The 14,025-nt window shown below is 71.2% G+C and carries 15 protein-coding genes; 9 read left to right on the top strand and 6 right to left on the bottom strand.

Translation table 11 applies throughout. The features are described 5' to 3' along the window. Positions 1-279 precede the first annotated feature (279 nt). Both AB0K12_RS08160 and AB0K12_RS08155 read right to left on the bottom strand, forming a co-directional pair. The gene (locus AB0K12_RS08160; protein ID WP_364556732.1) at positions 280-1,506 is read right to left on the bottom strand and encodes a ribonuclease D; all 1,227 of its coding nucleotides are present in this window, start codon (positions 1,504-1,506) and stop codon (positions 280-282) included. A 45-nt stretch (positions 1,507-1,551) separates the two neighbouring features. Next, on the bottom strand, positions 1,552-2,148 hold the full coding sequence (locus tag AB0K12_RS08155) for a DUF3000 domain-containing protein (protein ID WP_345387286.1): 597 nt from the start codon (positions 2,146-2,148) through the stop codon (positions 1,552-1,554). 598 nt (positions 2,149-2,746) lie between these two features. Between AB0K12_RS08155 and hemE the strand changes: the two genes are divergently transcribed. The 4 genes from hemE to AB0K12_RS08135 all read left to right on the top strand — a co-directional run bounded on the left by hemE (position 2,747) and on the right by AB0K12_RS08135 (position 7,155). Continuing rightward, on the top strand, positions 2,747-3,766 hold the full coding sequence (hemE, locus tag AB0K12_RS08150; protein ID WP_364556728.1) for a uroporphyrinogen decarboxylase: 1,020 nt from the start codon (positions 2,747-2,749) through the stop codon (positions 3,764-3,766). A 283-nt stretch (positions 3,767-4,049) separates the two neighbouring features. Beyond that, on the top strand, positions 4,050-5,453 hold the full coding sequence (gene hemG, locus AB0K12_RS08145) for a protoporphyrinogen oxidase (protein ID WP_364556725.1): 1,404 nt from the start codon (positions 4,050-4,052) through the stop codon (positions 5,451-5,453). 5 nt (positions 5,454-5,458) lie between these two features. Continuing rightward, on the top strand, positions 5,459-6,160 hold the full coding sequence (hemQ, locus tag AB0K12_RS08140; protein ID WP_355427777.1) for a hydrogen peroxide-dependent heme synthase: 702 nt from the start codon (positions 5,459-5,461) through the stop codon (positions 6,158-6,160). 194 nt (positions 6,161-6,354) lie between these two features. Further along, complete coding sequence (locus AB0K12_RS08135; RefSeq protein WP_364556722.1) at positions 6,355-7,155, top strand: hypothetical protein; 801 nt, start codon at positions 6,355-6,357, stop codon at positions 7,153-7,155. 180 nt (positions 7,156-7,335) lie between these two features. Here the strand turns inward: AB0K12_RS08135 and msrB are convergent, their stop codons facing one another. Further along, positions 7,336-7,737 (bottom strand): peptide-methionine (R)-S-oxide reductase MsrB, encoded by a 402-nt coding sequence (gene msrB, locus AB0K12_RS08130; protein WP_345387280.1) that lies wholly within the window; start codon positions 7,735-7,737, stop codon positions 7,336-7,338. A gap of 375 nt (positions 7,738-8,112) precedes the next feature. On the opposite strand from msrB, the gene AB0K12_RS08125 reads away from it, so the two are divergent. From AB0K12_RS08125 to ligD, 3 genes are read left to right on the top strand one after another with little or no spacing between them, the layout of a single operon-like run. Beyond that, positions 8,113-8,259 carry a hypothetical protein gene (locus AB0K12_RS08125; protein WP_364556718.1) on the top strand — a complete coding sequence of 49 codons (147 nt, stop codon included), beginning with the start codon at positions 8,113-8,115 and terminating at the stop codon, positions 8,257-8,259. A gap of 15 nt (positions 8,260-8,274) precedes the next feature. Then, positions 8,275-8,397 carry a hypothetical protein gene (locus tag AB0K12_RS08120; protein ID WP_364556715.1) on the top strand — a complete coding sequence of 41 codons (123 nt, stop codon included), beginning with the start codon at positions 8,275-8,277 and terminating at the stop codon, positions 8,395-8,397. A gap of 36 nt (positions 8,398-8,433) precedes the next feature. Beyond that, the gene (gene ligD, locus AB0K12_RS08115; RefSeq protein ID WP_364556712.1) at positions 8,434-9,435 is read left to right on the top strand and encodes a non-homologous end-joining DNA ligase; all 1,002 of its coding nucleotides are present in this window, start codon (positions 8,434-8,436) and stop codon (positions 9,433-9,435) included. 15 nt (positions 9,436-9,450) lie between these two features. Here the strand turns inward: ligD and AB0K12_RS08110 are convergent, their stop codons facing one another. Further along, the gene (locus AB0K12_RS08110; RefSeq protein WP_364556709.1) at positions 9,451-10,263 is read right to left on the bottom strand and encodes an MBL fold metallo-hydrolase; all 813 of its coding nucleotides are present in this window, start codon (positions 10,261-10,263) and stop codon (positions 9,451-9,453) included. A gap of 540 nt (positions 10,264-10,803) precedes the next feature. Between AB0K12_RS08110 and AB0K12_RS08105 the strand changes: the two genes are divergently transcribed. Together AB0K12_RS08105 and AB0K12_RS08100 are read left to right on the top strand one after the other, a co-directional pair. Then, complete coding sequence (locus AB0K12_RS08105) at positions 10,804-11,142, top strand: RNHCP domain-containing protein (RefSeq protein WP_364556706.1); 339 nt, start codon at positions 10,804-10,806, stop codon at positions 11,140-11,142. Position 11,143: 1 nt separating this feature from the next. After that, positions 11,144-11,545, top strand: a complete 402-nt coding sequence (locus tag AB0K12_RS08100; RefSeq protein ID WP_364556703.1) for an RNHCP domain-containing protein — start codon at positions 11,144-11,146, stop codon at positions 11,543-11,545. A gap of 43 nt (positions 11,546-11,588) precedes the next feature. Here AB0K12_RS08100 and AB0K12_RS08095 read toward each other — a convergent pair whose 3' ends face one another. Both AB0K12_RS08095 and AB0K12_RS08090 read right to left on the bottom strand, forming a co-directional pair. Beyond that, positions 11,589-12,464 carry a tetratricopeptide repeat protein gene (locus AB0K12_RS08095; RefSeq protein ID WP_364556701.1) on the bottom strand — a complete coding sequence of 292 codons (876 nt, stop codon included), beginning with the start codon at positions 12,462-12,464 and terminating at the stop codon, positions 11,589-11,591. 19 nt (positions 12,465-12,483) lie between these two features. Then, on the bottom strand, positions 12,484-13,917 hold the full coding sequence (locus tag AB0K12_RS08090; protein ID WP_364556698.1) for an aldehyde dehydrogenase family protein: 1,434 nt from the start codon (positions 13,915-13,917) through the stop codon (positions 12,484-12,486). Positions 13,918-14,025 lie beyond the last annotated feature (108 nt).

The following is a 14,025-nucleotide window of genomic DNA, read 5'->3' as shown; positions in this document are numbered from 1 at the left end:
GGCCCCGCCACGCCGCCCCCTGCGCCCGGATGAACCCCGGGCACGGCACGCCGAGGGCCCGGATCAGGCCACGGCGTGGCGGGCCTCGACCGGCCGCGGATGCGCTCTGGGCGGGGCCGCGGCCTGGGTGAGGCCACGGATGTGTCGGGCCTCCGGCCCGGATGTGGCGGGCTCTGAGCTCGGATGGGTTTCGGGCGTTGACCCCAGTGGGGAAGGGCCTCGGGCCCTGGTGGGGAAGGGCCTCGGGCCCGGGTGGGGTCTGCCACCCGGGGGCCGGGGCTACGCCTCGCCGCGGGTCTCCAGCCGGGCCAGGGCCTTGGCGATGGGGTGGGCGGTGAGGGAGAGCTGCCACTCGCGGGCTCCGAGCCCGCGCAGCCGCTCGGTCACGCTCTCGTCGGTGATCACGTCGGGCGGCTCCCACGTGAGCCTGCGTACGGCGTCGGGCTGCAGCAGGTTCTCCGTGGGCATGTGGTGCTCGTCGGCCAGCGCGGCGACCACGGCCCTGGCGGCGGCCAGCCGCTTGGCGGCGGCCGGGTCGCGGTCGGCCCAGCGGTTGGGCGGCGGCGGGCCGTCGCCCGGGGTGCTGGGCTGGGGGAGCTGGCTGTCGGGCAGGTTGCGGGCGCGGGCGACCGCGGCGAGCCAGTCGCTCATGTGCCGGCGGGCGCTGCGTCCGGTGAATGCCGATATTTCGGTCAATGCCTTCTTGGTGCGCGGGCCCTCAAGCGCCGCCGTCACGATCGCCGCGTCCGGAAGCACCCGGCCGGGCGCCAGGTCCGCCTCACGGGCGATGCGGTCGCGCATGGTCCACAACTCGCGCACGATCGCCAGCGCCCGCACGTTGCGCACCTTGTGAATCCCCGACGTACGGCGCCAGGGATCGGCGCGCGGCGCCGGCGGCGGGGTGTTGAGCACGGCGGAGAACTCCTCGCGCGCCCACTCCAGCTTCCCCGTCTCGGTCAGCTCCTGGTGCAGCACGTCGCGCAGCTCGACGAGGACCTCCACGTCGAGCGCGGCGTAGCGCAGCCAGTCTTCGGGCAACGGCCTGGTGGACCAGTCGGCCGCCGAATGGCCCTTCTCCAGCCGCAGGCCGAGCACGGTCTCGACCATCGTGCCGAGGCCCACCCGTTCATAGCCGAGCAGCCGGCCGGCCAGCTCGGTGTCGAACATCGTCCGCGGCCTGAACCCGACCTCCAGCAGGCACGGCAGGTCCTGCGAGGCGGCGTGCAGCACGATCTCGGCCCCGGACACGGCCTCGTCGAGCGCGGACAGGTCGGGGCAGCCGATCGGGTCGATCAGCGCGGTGCCGGCGCCCGCCCTGCGCAGCTGCACGAGGTAGGCGCGGTTGCCGTAGCGGTAGCCGGAGGCGCGCTCGGCGTCGACGGCGACGGGGCCGCTGCCCGCCGCGAACCTCTCCACCACCTCGGCCAGCCCGGCCGCGTCGGCGATGACGGGAGGGATGCCTTCCCGCGGCTCCAGCAGCGGCTCCACGGTGCGTTCTTCTGTCATGAGTTCACCGACCTCATGACGTAGGTGCTGTGTTGACTGGTGCCCTCACTTCGTTCGGTCACTCTCCGGATCATCACGTCGACGGGGCAGGGCGGCCACGTCGGGCGGGAGCGGCGGGATGCCCGCAGCCAGACACATCAGATCACACCAAGCGGCGACATGGCCGGACAGATCTTCCTGTGCGGGTGACCAGGACGCCCGCAACTCCAGCTCGGTCGTGACCGGATCGTCGGCCTTGTTGCCGAACCCCTCGGACACGGCTCTAGTCACGGTACCGCCAGCGGCGGAGTAGTCGGCTTGGTGGGCGTCGAGCGCCTCGGTCAGCCAGCTCCACGCGACCGGCCCGAGCAGCGGGTCGGAGGTGATCTCCGGCTCCATGTCGGCCCTGACGTAGGCCACCAGCCGGAACGGCCCCTCCCAGCCGCGCTGGCCGTCGGGGTCGTAGAGCAGGATCAGCCGGCCGACCGCCAGCTCGTCGTCGTCGCGGTAGACCGACGCGCCGATGGCCGCCGAGTAGGGGGCCAGCCGCTGGGGAGCGGGCAGGTCCTCGAGCTCGATCTCCGGCCGCACCTCGGCCAGCCGCATGCTCTCCGCGGCCCGTGCGAACACTGCGGGAGGCGGCGGCTGGTCACCGAGCGTCATAGCCGAAGCGTAGGTCGAAGACGGGCGGAAGGGGACCACGGGGGTGCTCATCCTTCGTGATCAAGCCGCTGCCGTAACCAGCTGGCGAACCGGGCGGATGGTCTCAGCGGCGCCGAAGACGAGGGCGTGACCACACTCGACGCAGGCCCACTCAGGGCACTGGCCGGGCTCGTGCCCGTCGAGGCACGGCGGCTGCTCGAACGGCCGCTCACCGGCGCAGGTCGGGCAGCGCTCACTGCGGCGCTCTGGGGAACTCCACAACGCGGTCATCGCACGAGTCATCGAACCGGGGCCTTTCTTCGGGTCGTGGCTCCGACGTTGGCATGAGCCGCTGACAATTCCCCGCAACGCGCTCGGCGTGTCCTGAAAGTGGTCGATGAATCGGTGCCGCGCGGTGGCTTGGGGAACATTTGGCCCAGTCGAGACCGGCTCTCTGGGCGGGCATGGGGTGTGGTGGACCCGTGGGGGATGCCGATGCCGAGCAGACCGGTAAACCTTCATCTGGCTATCTGATCATGATTTGGGGTGTCCAATGCATCTTTTTCCGACACCTCGGACCCGTGTCCTGACCGCGCCCCCCACATGGCACCCTGGTGAGGTGAACCTCGCCGAGTCAGCCTTCCTGCGCGCCTGCCGCCGCCAGCCCGTCCCGCACACTCCCGTCTGGTACATGCGCCAGGCCGGACGTGCGCTGCCGGAGTATCACAAGGTCCGCGAGGGCGTGCCCATGCTGACGGCGTGCGCCACCCCCGATCTGATCGTCGAGATCACCATGCAGCCCGTCCGCCGCTACGGCGTCGACGCGGCCATCTTCTTCAGCGACATCGTCGTGCCGCTCAAGGCCATCGGCATCGACCTCGACATCAAGCCGGGAGTCGGGCCCGTCGTCGCCGACCCCATCCGCGACGCCAAGGGCCTCAGCGCGCTGCGCCCCCTGGAGCCCGGCGACGTCCCCTACGTCACCGAGGCCATCAAGGCGCTCACCGCCGAGCTCGGCTCCACCCCGCTCATCGGCTTCGCCGGCGCGCCCTTCACCCTCGGCTCCTACCTCATCGAGGGCGGCCCCTCCAAGAACCACGACCGCACCAAGGCCATGATGTACGGGGCGCCCGAGCTGTGGCACGCGCTCATGGAGAAGCTCACCGACATCGTCCTGGAGCACCTGCGCATCCAGATCGCCGCGGGCGCCTCCGCGGTGCAGTTGTTCGACTCGTGGGTGGGGGCCGTCGCGCCCGACGACTACCGCGAGTTCATCCTGCCCCACACCAGGCGCATCTTCGAAGGCGTCGCCGGAGTCCCCCGCATCCACTTCGGCGTCGGCACCGGCGAGCTGCTCGGCGTGCTCGGCGAGGCGGGGGCCGACGTCGTGGGCGTCGACTGGCGCGTCCCCCTCGACGAGGCCGCCCGCCGCGTCGGCCCCGGCAAGGCCCTGCAGGGCAACCTCGACCCGGCCATCCTGCTCGCGCCGTGGGAGGTCGTGGAGAAGAAGGCCCGCGAAGTCCTCCGCCGCGGCGCCACCGCCGAGGGCCACGTCTTCAACCTCGGCCACGGCGTCCTCCCCTCCACCGACCCCGACCAGCTCAAGCGCCTCACAGACCTGGTCCACGAACACTCCTGACGCGTGGCGTGCGCGCGTCGGGGGCATCCGACGCGCCCGAGCCTTGCGGCGCTTTCCGTGCGGTGGCGCGCCGTCGTGCGTTGCTTCCGAGCGCTGGCACTACGGCGAGTGCAGCGGGTCTCCGACACGCATGGCGGCGCCGCGCCCGTGGGGGTTGCCCAAAAGGCGTCGAAGCGTTGCCGAGGGGAGCCCGTGCATCCAGAAGTGGGAGCCTCCTACCCGGGTCGGTGAGCTTCTGCCCCGGGCAAGTGAGCGGGGGCGTGAGGCGGTAGCGTCTGGAGGCGTGGAAGGGAAACGGGCGCACGTGGTCGTCGTCGGCGCGGGGATCTCCGGACTCGCCGCGGCGTGGTATCTCCGCCAAGGCGCGCGCGAGCGCGTCAAGGTGACGGTCCTGGAGGGTTCGCCCCGCATCGGCGGCAAACTCCACGCCTCCGAGGTCGCCGGGGTGAGCGTCGACGCGGGCGCCGAGGCCATGCTGGCCCGCCGTCCCGAGGGCAAGGAGCTGGCCAGAGCGGTCGGCCTCGGCGACGACCTGGTCTTCCCCGGCACCACCCGCTCCGCCGTCTACAGCCGCGGCGCCATCCGCCACCTGCCGAAGGGCCAGGTCATGGGCGTGCCCGCGGATCTGGCCGAGCTGGCGAAGTCCGGCATCGTCTCGCCCGGCGGGCTGCTGCGCGTGCCGCTCGACCAGATCCTGCCCCCGACGCTCGTCCGCACCGACGTCTCCGTGGCCTCCTACATCCGCGCCAGGATGGGCGCGGAGGTCGTGGACCGGCTGGTCGAGCCGCTGCTGGGCGGCGTCTACGCGGGCCGCGCCGACATGTTGTCGCTGGAGGCGACGATGCCGCGGGTGGCGGCGGTGGCACGTTCCGAGCGTTCGCTGCTGAACGCCGCCCGCCACCTCGTCGAGGACGCGCCCAAGGACGCGGGCCCGGTCTTCACGACCCTGCGCAACGGCGTCGGCGGCCTGCCCGAGGCGGTGGCGAAGGCGTCGGAGGCCGACATCAGGACCGGCGTCACCGTGCGGGAGCTGCACCGCACCGAGTCCGGCTGGCGTCTGGTGACCGGCCCCGTCCCGCGCCCCGAGGCGGTGGAGGCGGACGCGGTCATCGTGGCCACGCCGGGCCCGGCGGCGAGCCGGCTGCTCAAGGCCGAGGCGCCCAAGGCGGCGGCCGAGCTGGCCCGCATCCAATACGCCAGCATGGCCGTCGTCACGCTGGCCTACCCGGTCGACGCCTTCCCAGAGCCGCCCGCCACCAGCGGCTACCTGGTGCCGCCCGTGGAGCGGCGGCCGGTGAAGGCGGTGACGTTCAGCTCGGTGAAGTGGCCGCACCTGTCGAAGGACCTGGTGATCCTGCGCTGCTCGATCGGCCGGGTCGGCGAGGAGCACCTGCTGCAGCGCGACGACGTGGAGCTGGTCGCGCTGGCCACCGCCGAGATGGCCGACGTGATGGGCGCCCGCGGCCTGCCCGTGGACAGCAGGGTGACGCGCTGGGGCGGCGGGCTGCCGCAATACAACGTGGGCCACCTCGACCGGGTGGCCAGGGTGCGGGCGGCCGTCGCGATGGAGCCGGGCCTCGCGGTGTGCGGGGCGGCTTATGACGGCATCGGCATTCCCGCCTGCATCGGCACCGCCCGCACGGCCGCCGCCCGGATTCTGGACCACCTGTCCCTGAGAGCAGAATAGGCAGCATGACAGAGGGCGCTCCGCGGCTCAAAGCCCGCGATCTCAACCAGGTGATCCGTTACACGATGTGGTCGGTCTTCCAGGCGACCGAGCCGTGCCCAGGCGACCGCGACGGCCTGGCGGCCGAGGTGCAGGAGCTGCTCGACCAGGCGGCCGGCAAGGACGTCGTGACCAGGGGGGTCTACGACGTCGCCGGGTTCAGGGCCGACGCCGACTTCATGTTCTGGTGGCACGCTCCCACCCCCGAGGACCTCCAGGACGTCTACGCCAGGTTCCGCCGCACCCGGCTGGGCCGGCACAGCAGGCCCGTCTGGTCGGCGATGGCGCTGCACCGGCCGGCCGAGTTCAACAAGTCACACATCCCGGCGTTCCTCGCCGAGGAGGAGCCGCGTGCCTACGTGAGCGTCTACCCGTTCGTGCGCTCCTACGAGTGGTATCTCCTCGACGACTCCGAGCGGCGGGCGATGCTGGCCGAGCACGGCAGGATGGCGCGCGACTACCCCGACGTGCGGGCCAACACGGTGGCCTGCTTCTCGCTCAACGACTACGAGTGGATGCTGGCGTTCGAGGCCGACGAGCTGCACAGGATCGTCGACCTCATGCGGACGCTGCGCGGCGCCCAGGCCCGCCGCCACACCCGCGTCGAGATCCCCTTCTACACCGGCGCCCGCAAGCCGGTGCAGGAGCTCGTCGCAGCTCTGCCGTAGTCCCGCGGGTGGGCGCGGGCTCTCCCCAGCGCCCACCTCCCCACCGCCCACCTCCGAAGGCCCTGGGAAGAGAACCAGACCCAAATCGGCGATCTCGCTGCAGTGCTCTATCCCCTTTGTCACAATCAGGGAGATCTCCGCTCGGCGGGGCGTGACCGGGGTGGCACGTTCCAGCGGTGGGGCTTGGAGGGCTGGTGGACAGGTCCGGAAGGCGGCGGGGGCGGCACGCGGCAGGACGTCGTGCGGGGCGCTCCGGGCGGCGGCGGGGGCTGCTCAAGCGCGTGGCGAGGGGCCGGACGGCGGCCGCGGCCGGCGTGGTCGCGGGCGGCACGGTGGTGGCGCTGGCGGTGACCGGGATGTTCGGCGCGCCGGCCACGTACGGGCTGCTCGGCACGATCGTCGCCCCTGCCGTGAGCCCCGCCGAGAGCCCGCCTGCGGTCGGCGGCGCGCCACGCGAGGGCAGGACCGGTGCGGCGCAACCCGGCCCCAAACCACCGGGGGCGAAGGGAGCGGAGGCGGTGAGCAGGGGCGAGCGCCGGCCGGAGCCGCCCAAGCCACGGCAGCAGGCTCCGAGCAAGAGTTCCGGGCTGGTGCCGGGCGTCACGACCCCGGATGACGTGCTGGCCGAGGGCCCGGCTCCCGAGGACGGCAAGGACTACAAGGCGGACGGCCCCTCCCGGCACACCGACGTCATGGCGGCCGAGTACCTCCGCACGAACTGGGGAGCGAAGGACAAAGCGTTCAAACGCCTGAAAGACATCCGCACGGTGGGCGGCTACCTGCGCATCTACACCGACCTGCCGGAGAGCGCGAACAACTCCCTCACTGCGATCAGGCTGTGTGAGCGCGGCCTGGCCTACCTCCACGAGCAGGGCGTCGAGAACCCCGTGGTGTTCGTGCACTCCGAGTTCGGTGAGAACGGCAACCCGGTGCTCGCCAACATCCTCGGCCCCTCCGACCGCAGCTGCCGCGTCACCTACCCGAACCCCCGCTGACCAGCGGGAGGAGGGGTCCGGGTCAGCGGACCCGGACCCGTGTCCTCGAGCACAGCTCACAGCGCTGAGTGACCACCCGCCCGATGGTCTCGATCGTCACCCACCGGTGGCGAAGATGGACAAACCGCACGCGGTGCTCGTACCCGTAGCCGGCGATCGATACGCGCTGTCGTTACCTGATCACCCCTTGGGTTCGAGCCGCAGGGAGATCGAGTTGATGCAGTAGCGGTCGTCCGTCGGCGTCGGGTAGCCCTCGCCGTGGAAGACGTGCCCGAGGTGGGAGTCGCAGCGGGCGCAGCGCACCTCCGTGCGGACCATGCCGAGGCTGCGGTCCTCGATGAGCCGGACCGCCTCGCTCTCGGACGGCTCGAAGAAGCTCGGCCACCCGCAGTGCGACTCGAACTTCGTGTCCGAGCGGAACAACTCGGCCCCGCAGGCGCGGCACGAGTACACCCCCTCGGTCTTGGTGTCGACGTATTCCCCCGTGAACGGGCGCTCGGTCCCGGCCTCCCTGAGGACGCGAAACTCCTCAGGAGACAGCTGGGTCCGCCATTCGGCCTCGCTCTTGACCACCTTGTCCATACCTCCAGAGTACGAGATGCGGCAAAAAGAGATCTCCGCAGGCTGAAGCATCCGTTCTCAGGGAATTTCGCGTCTTTCTCGGCAAGGGGGTGTCATCACCTCCTGCCAAGGGGTGAGATCATCCGCAGATCCCGCCGAGCGGCACAGCCCACGCCCGTGCTGGCGCCGCTGGGGATCGGAACGGCCGGCCGGGTGGCGCGCCAGCGCCCGGAACGGCGGAGGGTGATCTGGCGGCCCGTCCCGTCGAGCCCTCGGTCCCGCCACCGAGGAGGCTCCGGGACGGGCCCACCCCGTCCACCGCCATACTGCCCGGGACGCCCGTAAGAGATCGCCGGCGCGAAGCAACCTCCCCAGGGCCTCGCGCATGGAGAAGACATGCAATCCGAGATCATCCATCCGCCACCCACGGAAGCGGGCGGCGCAACCGTGGCGGCCTTGTTCGAGGCCCACCGCCTGTCGCTGGTGCTGCGGCGCAGGGCGGTCATCGGGCGCTTCCGCGGGCAGCGCGAGACGCCGTTCTGATCGGCGGAGGCGGCGATGGTGCTGAGCGAGACCCGCAGGCAGGTGTTCCTGGCCGTGCGGGGGCTGCCACGACGCCAGCGCGAGGTGCTGCCCGATGGATGCGTGCAGCGGCCGGGAGAAACCTGTCAGGGCTCCTGAGGCCCCTCCTCGACCGCAAGGGGTAGGTTCGGGGGCATGGCATCGCCGTTTATCGAGCTCGAGGTGGGGGAGCGGACCGTCAAGGTCACCAATCCCGACAAGGTCTACTTCCCGGAGATCGGCGCGACCAAGCGCGAGCTGGTCGAATACTACGTGAGCGTGGGTGAGGGCGCCCTGCGGGCGCTCAAGGACCGCCCGACCAACCTCAAGCGCCACCCCGACGGCGTGCAGACCGAGGCGATCTACCAGAAGCGCATGCCCCCGAAGCATCCCGACTGGCTGCAGTCGGTGGAGGTGACGTTCCCGAGCGGCAGGAAGGCCCACTCGCTGCGCGTCACCGAGGTGGCGGCCATCGCCTACTGCGCCAACCTCGGCACCATCGACTTCCACCCGTGGCAGGTGCGCGCCGCCGACGTCGAGCACCCCGACGAGTTGCGCGTCGACCTCGACCCGCAGCCTGGCCTCGAGTTCGACGCGGCGCGCAAGGCGGCGTTCCTGACCAGGGACGTGCTGGCCGAGCTCGGCATGACCGGCTTCGTGAAGACCTCGGGCAACCGCGGCGTGCACATCGCCGTGCGCATCGAGCCCCGCTGGGATTTCGTCCAAGTACGTCACGCCGGCATCGCCCTGGCCAGGGCCGTCGAGGCGCGCGACCCGAGCCTGGTCACCACGGCGTGGTGGAAGGAGGAGCGCGGCGAGCGGGTGTTCATCGACTTCAACCAGAACGCCAGAGACCGCACGGTGGCCAGCGCCTACTCGGTCAGGGCGAAGCCGCACGCGCCCGTCTCGACGCCGCTGACCTGGGACGAGCTGGCCGACGCCGACCCGCGCGACTTCGACATCCGCACGGTGCCGGCCCGGTTCGCGAAGGTGGGCGACGTGCACGCGGCCATCGACGACGCGGCGTACTCGATCGAGGCGCTGCTCGACCTCTATGCCGAGGACGATCGCGGCGATCTGCCCTATCCGCCGAACTATCCGAAGATGCCGGGCGAGCCCAAGCGGGTCCAGCCGAGCAAGGCGCGCTCCGACACCTGACTCCCTGCCGGCGGCTCACTGCCGGACGAGGCGGTGCGGGGCCAGCTCGCGGGTCTCGCCCCGCTTCAGGTAGACCACCCGGTCGGCGAGCCCGGCCTGCTCGATGTGGTGCCTGAAGTCGTCGAGCGGCGAGCTGAAGACCGTGTAGTCGTCGTAGTGGATCGGTACGACGGTGTGCGGGTTGATCAGGTCCACCCATGACGCCCCCTGCTCGCCGTCCATGGTGACCATGAGGGTGCCGAGCAGCTTGGTGCCGCCCAGGTGGACGAGGGCCAGGTCGATGTCGGGGAAGCGGCGCGGGATGGCGTCGAGCCGCCGGTCGAGCAGCGTGTCGCCGCTGATGTGCAGGCGCAGCTGGACGCGTTCGTCCTGGCCGCAGAACTCCAGCATCGTGCCCATCACGGGCGGCAGCAGCGATTCGGCGAAGCCCGGCGCGTGCTTGCCGGGCAGCGCGGTGATCCGTACGCTGCCGCCGGGGCCGTGCAGCCGGTACTCCGACCAGTTCGACAGCCCGACGGCCTGGCCGAAGCCCTGTCGGTGCAGGACGCGGGCGGCGGACGGGGTGGTGACGATCGTGGTGTCCCGGTCGAGCTTCTTGCGGGCGACCCGGTCCCAGTGGTCACCGTGCATGTGGGAGAGCACGACGGCGTCGAGCGGCGGCAGGTCCTCGACGCGCAGCGCCGGGTCCGTGAGCCGCCGCGCGGCCAGCCCGTAGCCGAGGTGGGCGAGCTGACCCCGGTGCAGGAAGTTCGGGTCCGTCAGGAGCGTGAAGCCGTTGTAGCGGATGAGCGTGGTCGCGTTCCCGATGAACTGCAGGCTGCCTGTCACGTCGGATCACTCCGGGTGTCGTGGTCGCTGCTCCGGAGGCACGCCGCCGCCCTTGCCACCGCCCTTGCGGCCCTTGTCGGTGCCGTGCGGATGCCCATGGCGCTTCTTGGTCTCGGGTATGACGTCGGCCGCTTTCGCGTTGGCGCCGGACCTCCCTGACCTGCGAAGTTCTGGCTGTTGCGGGTTGCTCATGGCTTTCATCCCCCTTTGTTCCGTACGTCCTCTGCCACGGCCGTTCGGAGCCAAACCCGCATGGGACGGTCGCACGGAAAAATGGCTGGCGATCCTGCGGCGCGCCCCGTTACGCTCCCATCCGTCCGTGAAATGCCGTGTCCGTGGCCTCGTGCCACACGGGAGGAGGGTTTGATGCCTGGCACCGCGCCCAGCGCGCCTCGCAGTCGTGCCTCCGGCGGATCCCGCCTCTGACCGAGCGATGACCTCATAACCGGACAGGCCGTACGACCAGCGTGCCCCGCGAGGCCCGCTGGGCGCTTCCTTGCTGCGTGATTTCGAAGACCAATCCGGCAAGGAGTACCCAGGTTGTCCACCAACGGCAATTCACCACTGCTCACCACTTTCGCCTGCGTACGCTGCGGCCTCACGGTCACCGCGAACGCCCCCGACGGCACCCGGCGCAACCACTGCCCGAGCTGCCTGCACTCGCTGCACCTGCAGGACGAGTGCCGGTCACGGATGATCCCCATCTCGATCGCCGTGCTGCGTACCGGGGAGTGGATGATCATCCACCGCTGCACCCGGTGCGGTGAGCTGACCTCGAACCCGATCTGCGGGGACGACAACCAGCTCATCCTCATGCGCATGGCCGTCAGGCCGCTGGCGCAGCCGCCGTTCCCGCTTGAGGCGTTCGGTGATCTGTGACATGCCGCGAAGGAAACCCGGCGGCCGGCGGCCGCAGCAACGCAAGAAGATCCATCACGCGGAGCCGGCGGACGCGTTCCGCTGCGTCGGCTGCCGGCTCGACGTGCCCATGAGGGCGCCCGGCACCGCGCACCGCAACCACTGCCCGAACTGCCTGACCAGCCTGCACGTCGATCACCGCGTGCCCGGTGACCGCAGGGCGGGCTGCCGGGGCCGGATGGCGGCGCTCAGCGTCTCCGTCCGGGGCGACGGCGAGTGGCTGATCATCCACAGTTGCCAGTCGTGCGGCGAGCTGAGCGCCAACCGCATCGCGGGCGACGACAACGCGCTGGCGCTGCTGCGCATCGCCATGCGGCCGCTGTCGGACGCCCGCCTGCCGGTCAACGCCCTGCTCGCGCTGTGACGGGGTGGCCGGGACCGCTTCACCGGCAGGCGGTTCCGGCTTCTCAGTCGCCGAACTCCAGGTGCAGGGCCCGGGTGAAGTCGGCGATGGCCTCCTCGTGCCGGTCCAGCTCCTGGTAGATCTCGCCGCGCACGCGGAACGCCCAGACGTACTCGGGGTCCAGCTCGATGGCGGCGTCCAGGTCCCTCAGCGCGGCCTCGTTGTCGCCCAGCTCGCTCAGCACCGCACCCCGGCTGCCGAGCGCGCGGTCGTTGCCCGGGTCCAGCTCCAGCGCACGGTTGAGGTCGGCGAGCGCCTCGTCGTAGCGGTCGATCATGCGCAGCGCCTCGCCGCGGCGGCTGAGGGCCCGTACGTAGTCGGGGTCGGCCTCAAGGGCCTTGGTGTAGTCGTCGATGGCCTCGTTGTAGAGGTTCATGCGCTGGTAGAGCTCGCCGCGGGCGAGCCAGGAGTACGCCAGGTCCGTGTTCAACGAAATGATCTTGGTGTGCTCCGCCAGTGCCTCGTCCAGCCGGTCCAGGTCCACCAGCACGTCCGCCTTCGCCTCGAGGATCCACAACGAGTCCGGGGTGAGGGTGAGCGCGTGCTCGAAGTCCGCCATGGCCTCTTCCAGGCGTCCCATCGCGGCGTAGGTCTGGCCGCGCGAGCCCAGCGCGTACGCGCTGTCCGGCTCCAGCTTCAGCGCCTCGTCGAAGTCGTCGAGCGCGGCCTGATAGCGCTCGATCACCCGATGGCTCTCACCGCGCAGCCGCCAGGCGCGGGCGTTCTCCGGGACCAGCGCGATCGCCTCGGTCAGGTCCGCTATCGCGGCGTCGTGCCGCGACAGGGCGATGTACGACTCCGCCCGGCTGCGCAGCACGGAGGCCCGGGACTGCGCGGCCGCATCGGACAGCCCGGAATGGTCCATGATCCCCTCGTCCATGGGGGGTAAATCTATCCGACTAAATCTTGATGATGGCGGCCTTTTCCCGGGTGTACTCGAGGACCGCGTCGTGGCCGTACCCGCTGTCCTTGACCCCGCCGAACGGCAGCCCGGGAGGCATCTGGCGGAAGGTGTTCACCCAGACCGTGCCGGTCCGCAGGTCACGGACGAACCGGTGTGCCCGTCCCAGGTCACGCGTCCACACGCCGGCCGCCAGCCCGTAGCGGGAGTCGTTCGCGATCGTGAGCGCCTCGTCGTCGGTCTCGAACGGGATGGCCACCGCGACCGGGCCGAAGATCTCCTCCTGGCACACCCGCAGCCCGTTGTCCTCGCTCGTGTAGAGCGTGGGCGCCACCCAGTAGCCGCCCGGCAGCTCCGGCACCACCTCCGCGCCCGCCCGGCCGCCGAAGACCAGCCGGGCGCCCTCCTTCTCGGCCAGCTCCAGGTAGGACGTGACGCGCTCGTACTGGGCCGCCGACACGATCGGCCCCATCGTCGTCGCGAGGTCGAGCGGGTCGCCCAGCACCAGCTCCGCGCAGGCGCGTTCGATGCGGCCGAGCATCTCGTCCCAGATCGAACGGTGGATGAGGATGCGCGAGCCCGCCACGCACACCTGTCCCGCGTTGCCGGTGTAGACGGAGTTCACGGTGACGCCGAGGGTGGCGGCGTCCAGGTCGGCGTCGGGGAAGACGATGTTCGGCGACTTGCCGCCCAGCTCGAACGTCATCGGCTTGAGCGCGTCCGCCGAGGCCCTGGTGATGGCCTGGCCGGTCTCGGTGGAGCCGGTGAGGCTGACCTTGCCGACGCCCGGATGCCGGACGAGCGCGTCGCCGACCTCCTCGCCCGGGCCGCTGACGATGTTGAGCACGCCGGGCGGGAACACCTCGGCCAGCAGCTCGCCCAGCCGCAGCACCGACGCGCTCGCCTGCTCGGCGGGCTTGACGACGACCGTGTTCCCGGCGGCCAGCGCGTACGCGGCCTTCGCGGAGAAGGTCGAGATGGGGGAGTTCCACGGAATGATGCAGACGGCCACCCCGTACGGCTCGCGCCTGGTCAGCCCGAGCGCGTCCGGCCCGAGCTGCACGGTGTCGCCCCTGACCGCGTCGAGGCACTGCCCGGCGGCGATCTGCCACAGGTACGCCATGCCCGGCAGGTCCCGCTTGAGCGTGTCGCGCAGGATGCGGCCGTTGTCGCGGGTCTCCAGCCTGGCCAGCTCCTCGGCGTGCTCGCCGAACACCTCGGAGACCTTGCGCAGGTAACCCGCCCTCGCCAGGGCGGGCAGCGCCGACCAGGAGGGGAACGCGCGGCCGGCGGCCTCGACCGTGGCGGCGGCCTCTGCGGCGCCCGACGCGGGGATGCGGGCCCAGGGCTGGCCGGTGGCGGGATTGACCGTGTCCATCATGCGCGGGGCGGGCACCAGTTCGCCGCCGATGAGGTTGCGGTAGTCAGGCACGCGACCAAGCATATGCTTGCTCAAGTACCCTGACCAGGGGCCGGAAAGATCGCGTAAAGCGCCCGAAAGTGGACGCATAGTCGCGGAAGCGCGGGGCACAACCGGTCG

Origin of the sequence: Nonomuraea sp. NPDC049419 (genome assembly GCF_040676995.1) — a bacterium.
Lineage (GTDB): Bacteria > Actinomycetota > Actinomycetes > Streptosporangiales > Streptosporangiaceae > Nonomuraea > Nonomuraea salmonea.
This window is presented reverse-complemented; position numbering and strand designations above follow the sequence as displayed.

Coding starts and splice junctions, on each gene's coding strand:
- msrB (WP_345387280.1), bottom strand. CDS start 7,737: ATGGACAAGGTGGTCAAGAGCGAGGCCGAATGGCGGACCCAGCTGTCT.
- AB0K12_RS08160 (WP_364556732.1), bottom strand. CDS start 1,506: ATGACAGAAGAACGCACCGTGGAGCCGCTGCTGGAGCCGCGGGAAGGC.
- AB0K12_RS08100 (WP_364556703.1), top strand. CDS start 11,144: ATGCCGCGAAGGAAACCCGGCGGCCGGCGGCCGCAGCAACGCAAGAAG.
- ligD (WP_364556712.1), top strand. CDS start 8,434: ATGGCATCGCCGTTTATCGAGCTCGAGGTGGGGGAGCGGACCGTCAAG.
- AB0K12_RS08125 (WP_364556718.1), top strand. CDS start 8,113: ATGCAATCCGAGATCATCCATCCGCCACCCACGGAAGCGGGCGGCGCA.
- AB0K12_RS08155 (WP_345387286.1), bottom strand. CDS start 2,148: ATGACGCTCGGTGACCAGCCGCCGCCTCCCGCAGTGTTCGCACGGGCC.
- hemQ (WP_355427777.1), top strand. CDS start 5,459: ATGACAGAGGGCGCTCCGCGGCTCAAAGCCCGCGATCTCAACCAGGTG.
- AB0K12_RS08095 (WP_364556701.1), bottom strand. CDS start 12,464: ATGGACGAGGGGATCATGGACCATTCCGGGCTGTCCGATGCGGCCGCG.
- AB0K12_RS08120 (WP_364556715.1), top strand. CDS start 8,275: ATGGTGCTGAGCGAGACCCGCAGGCAGGTGTTCCTGGCCGTGCGGGGG.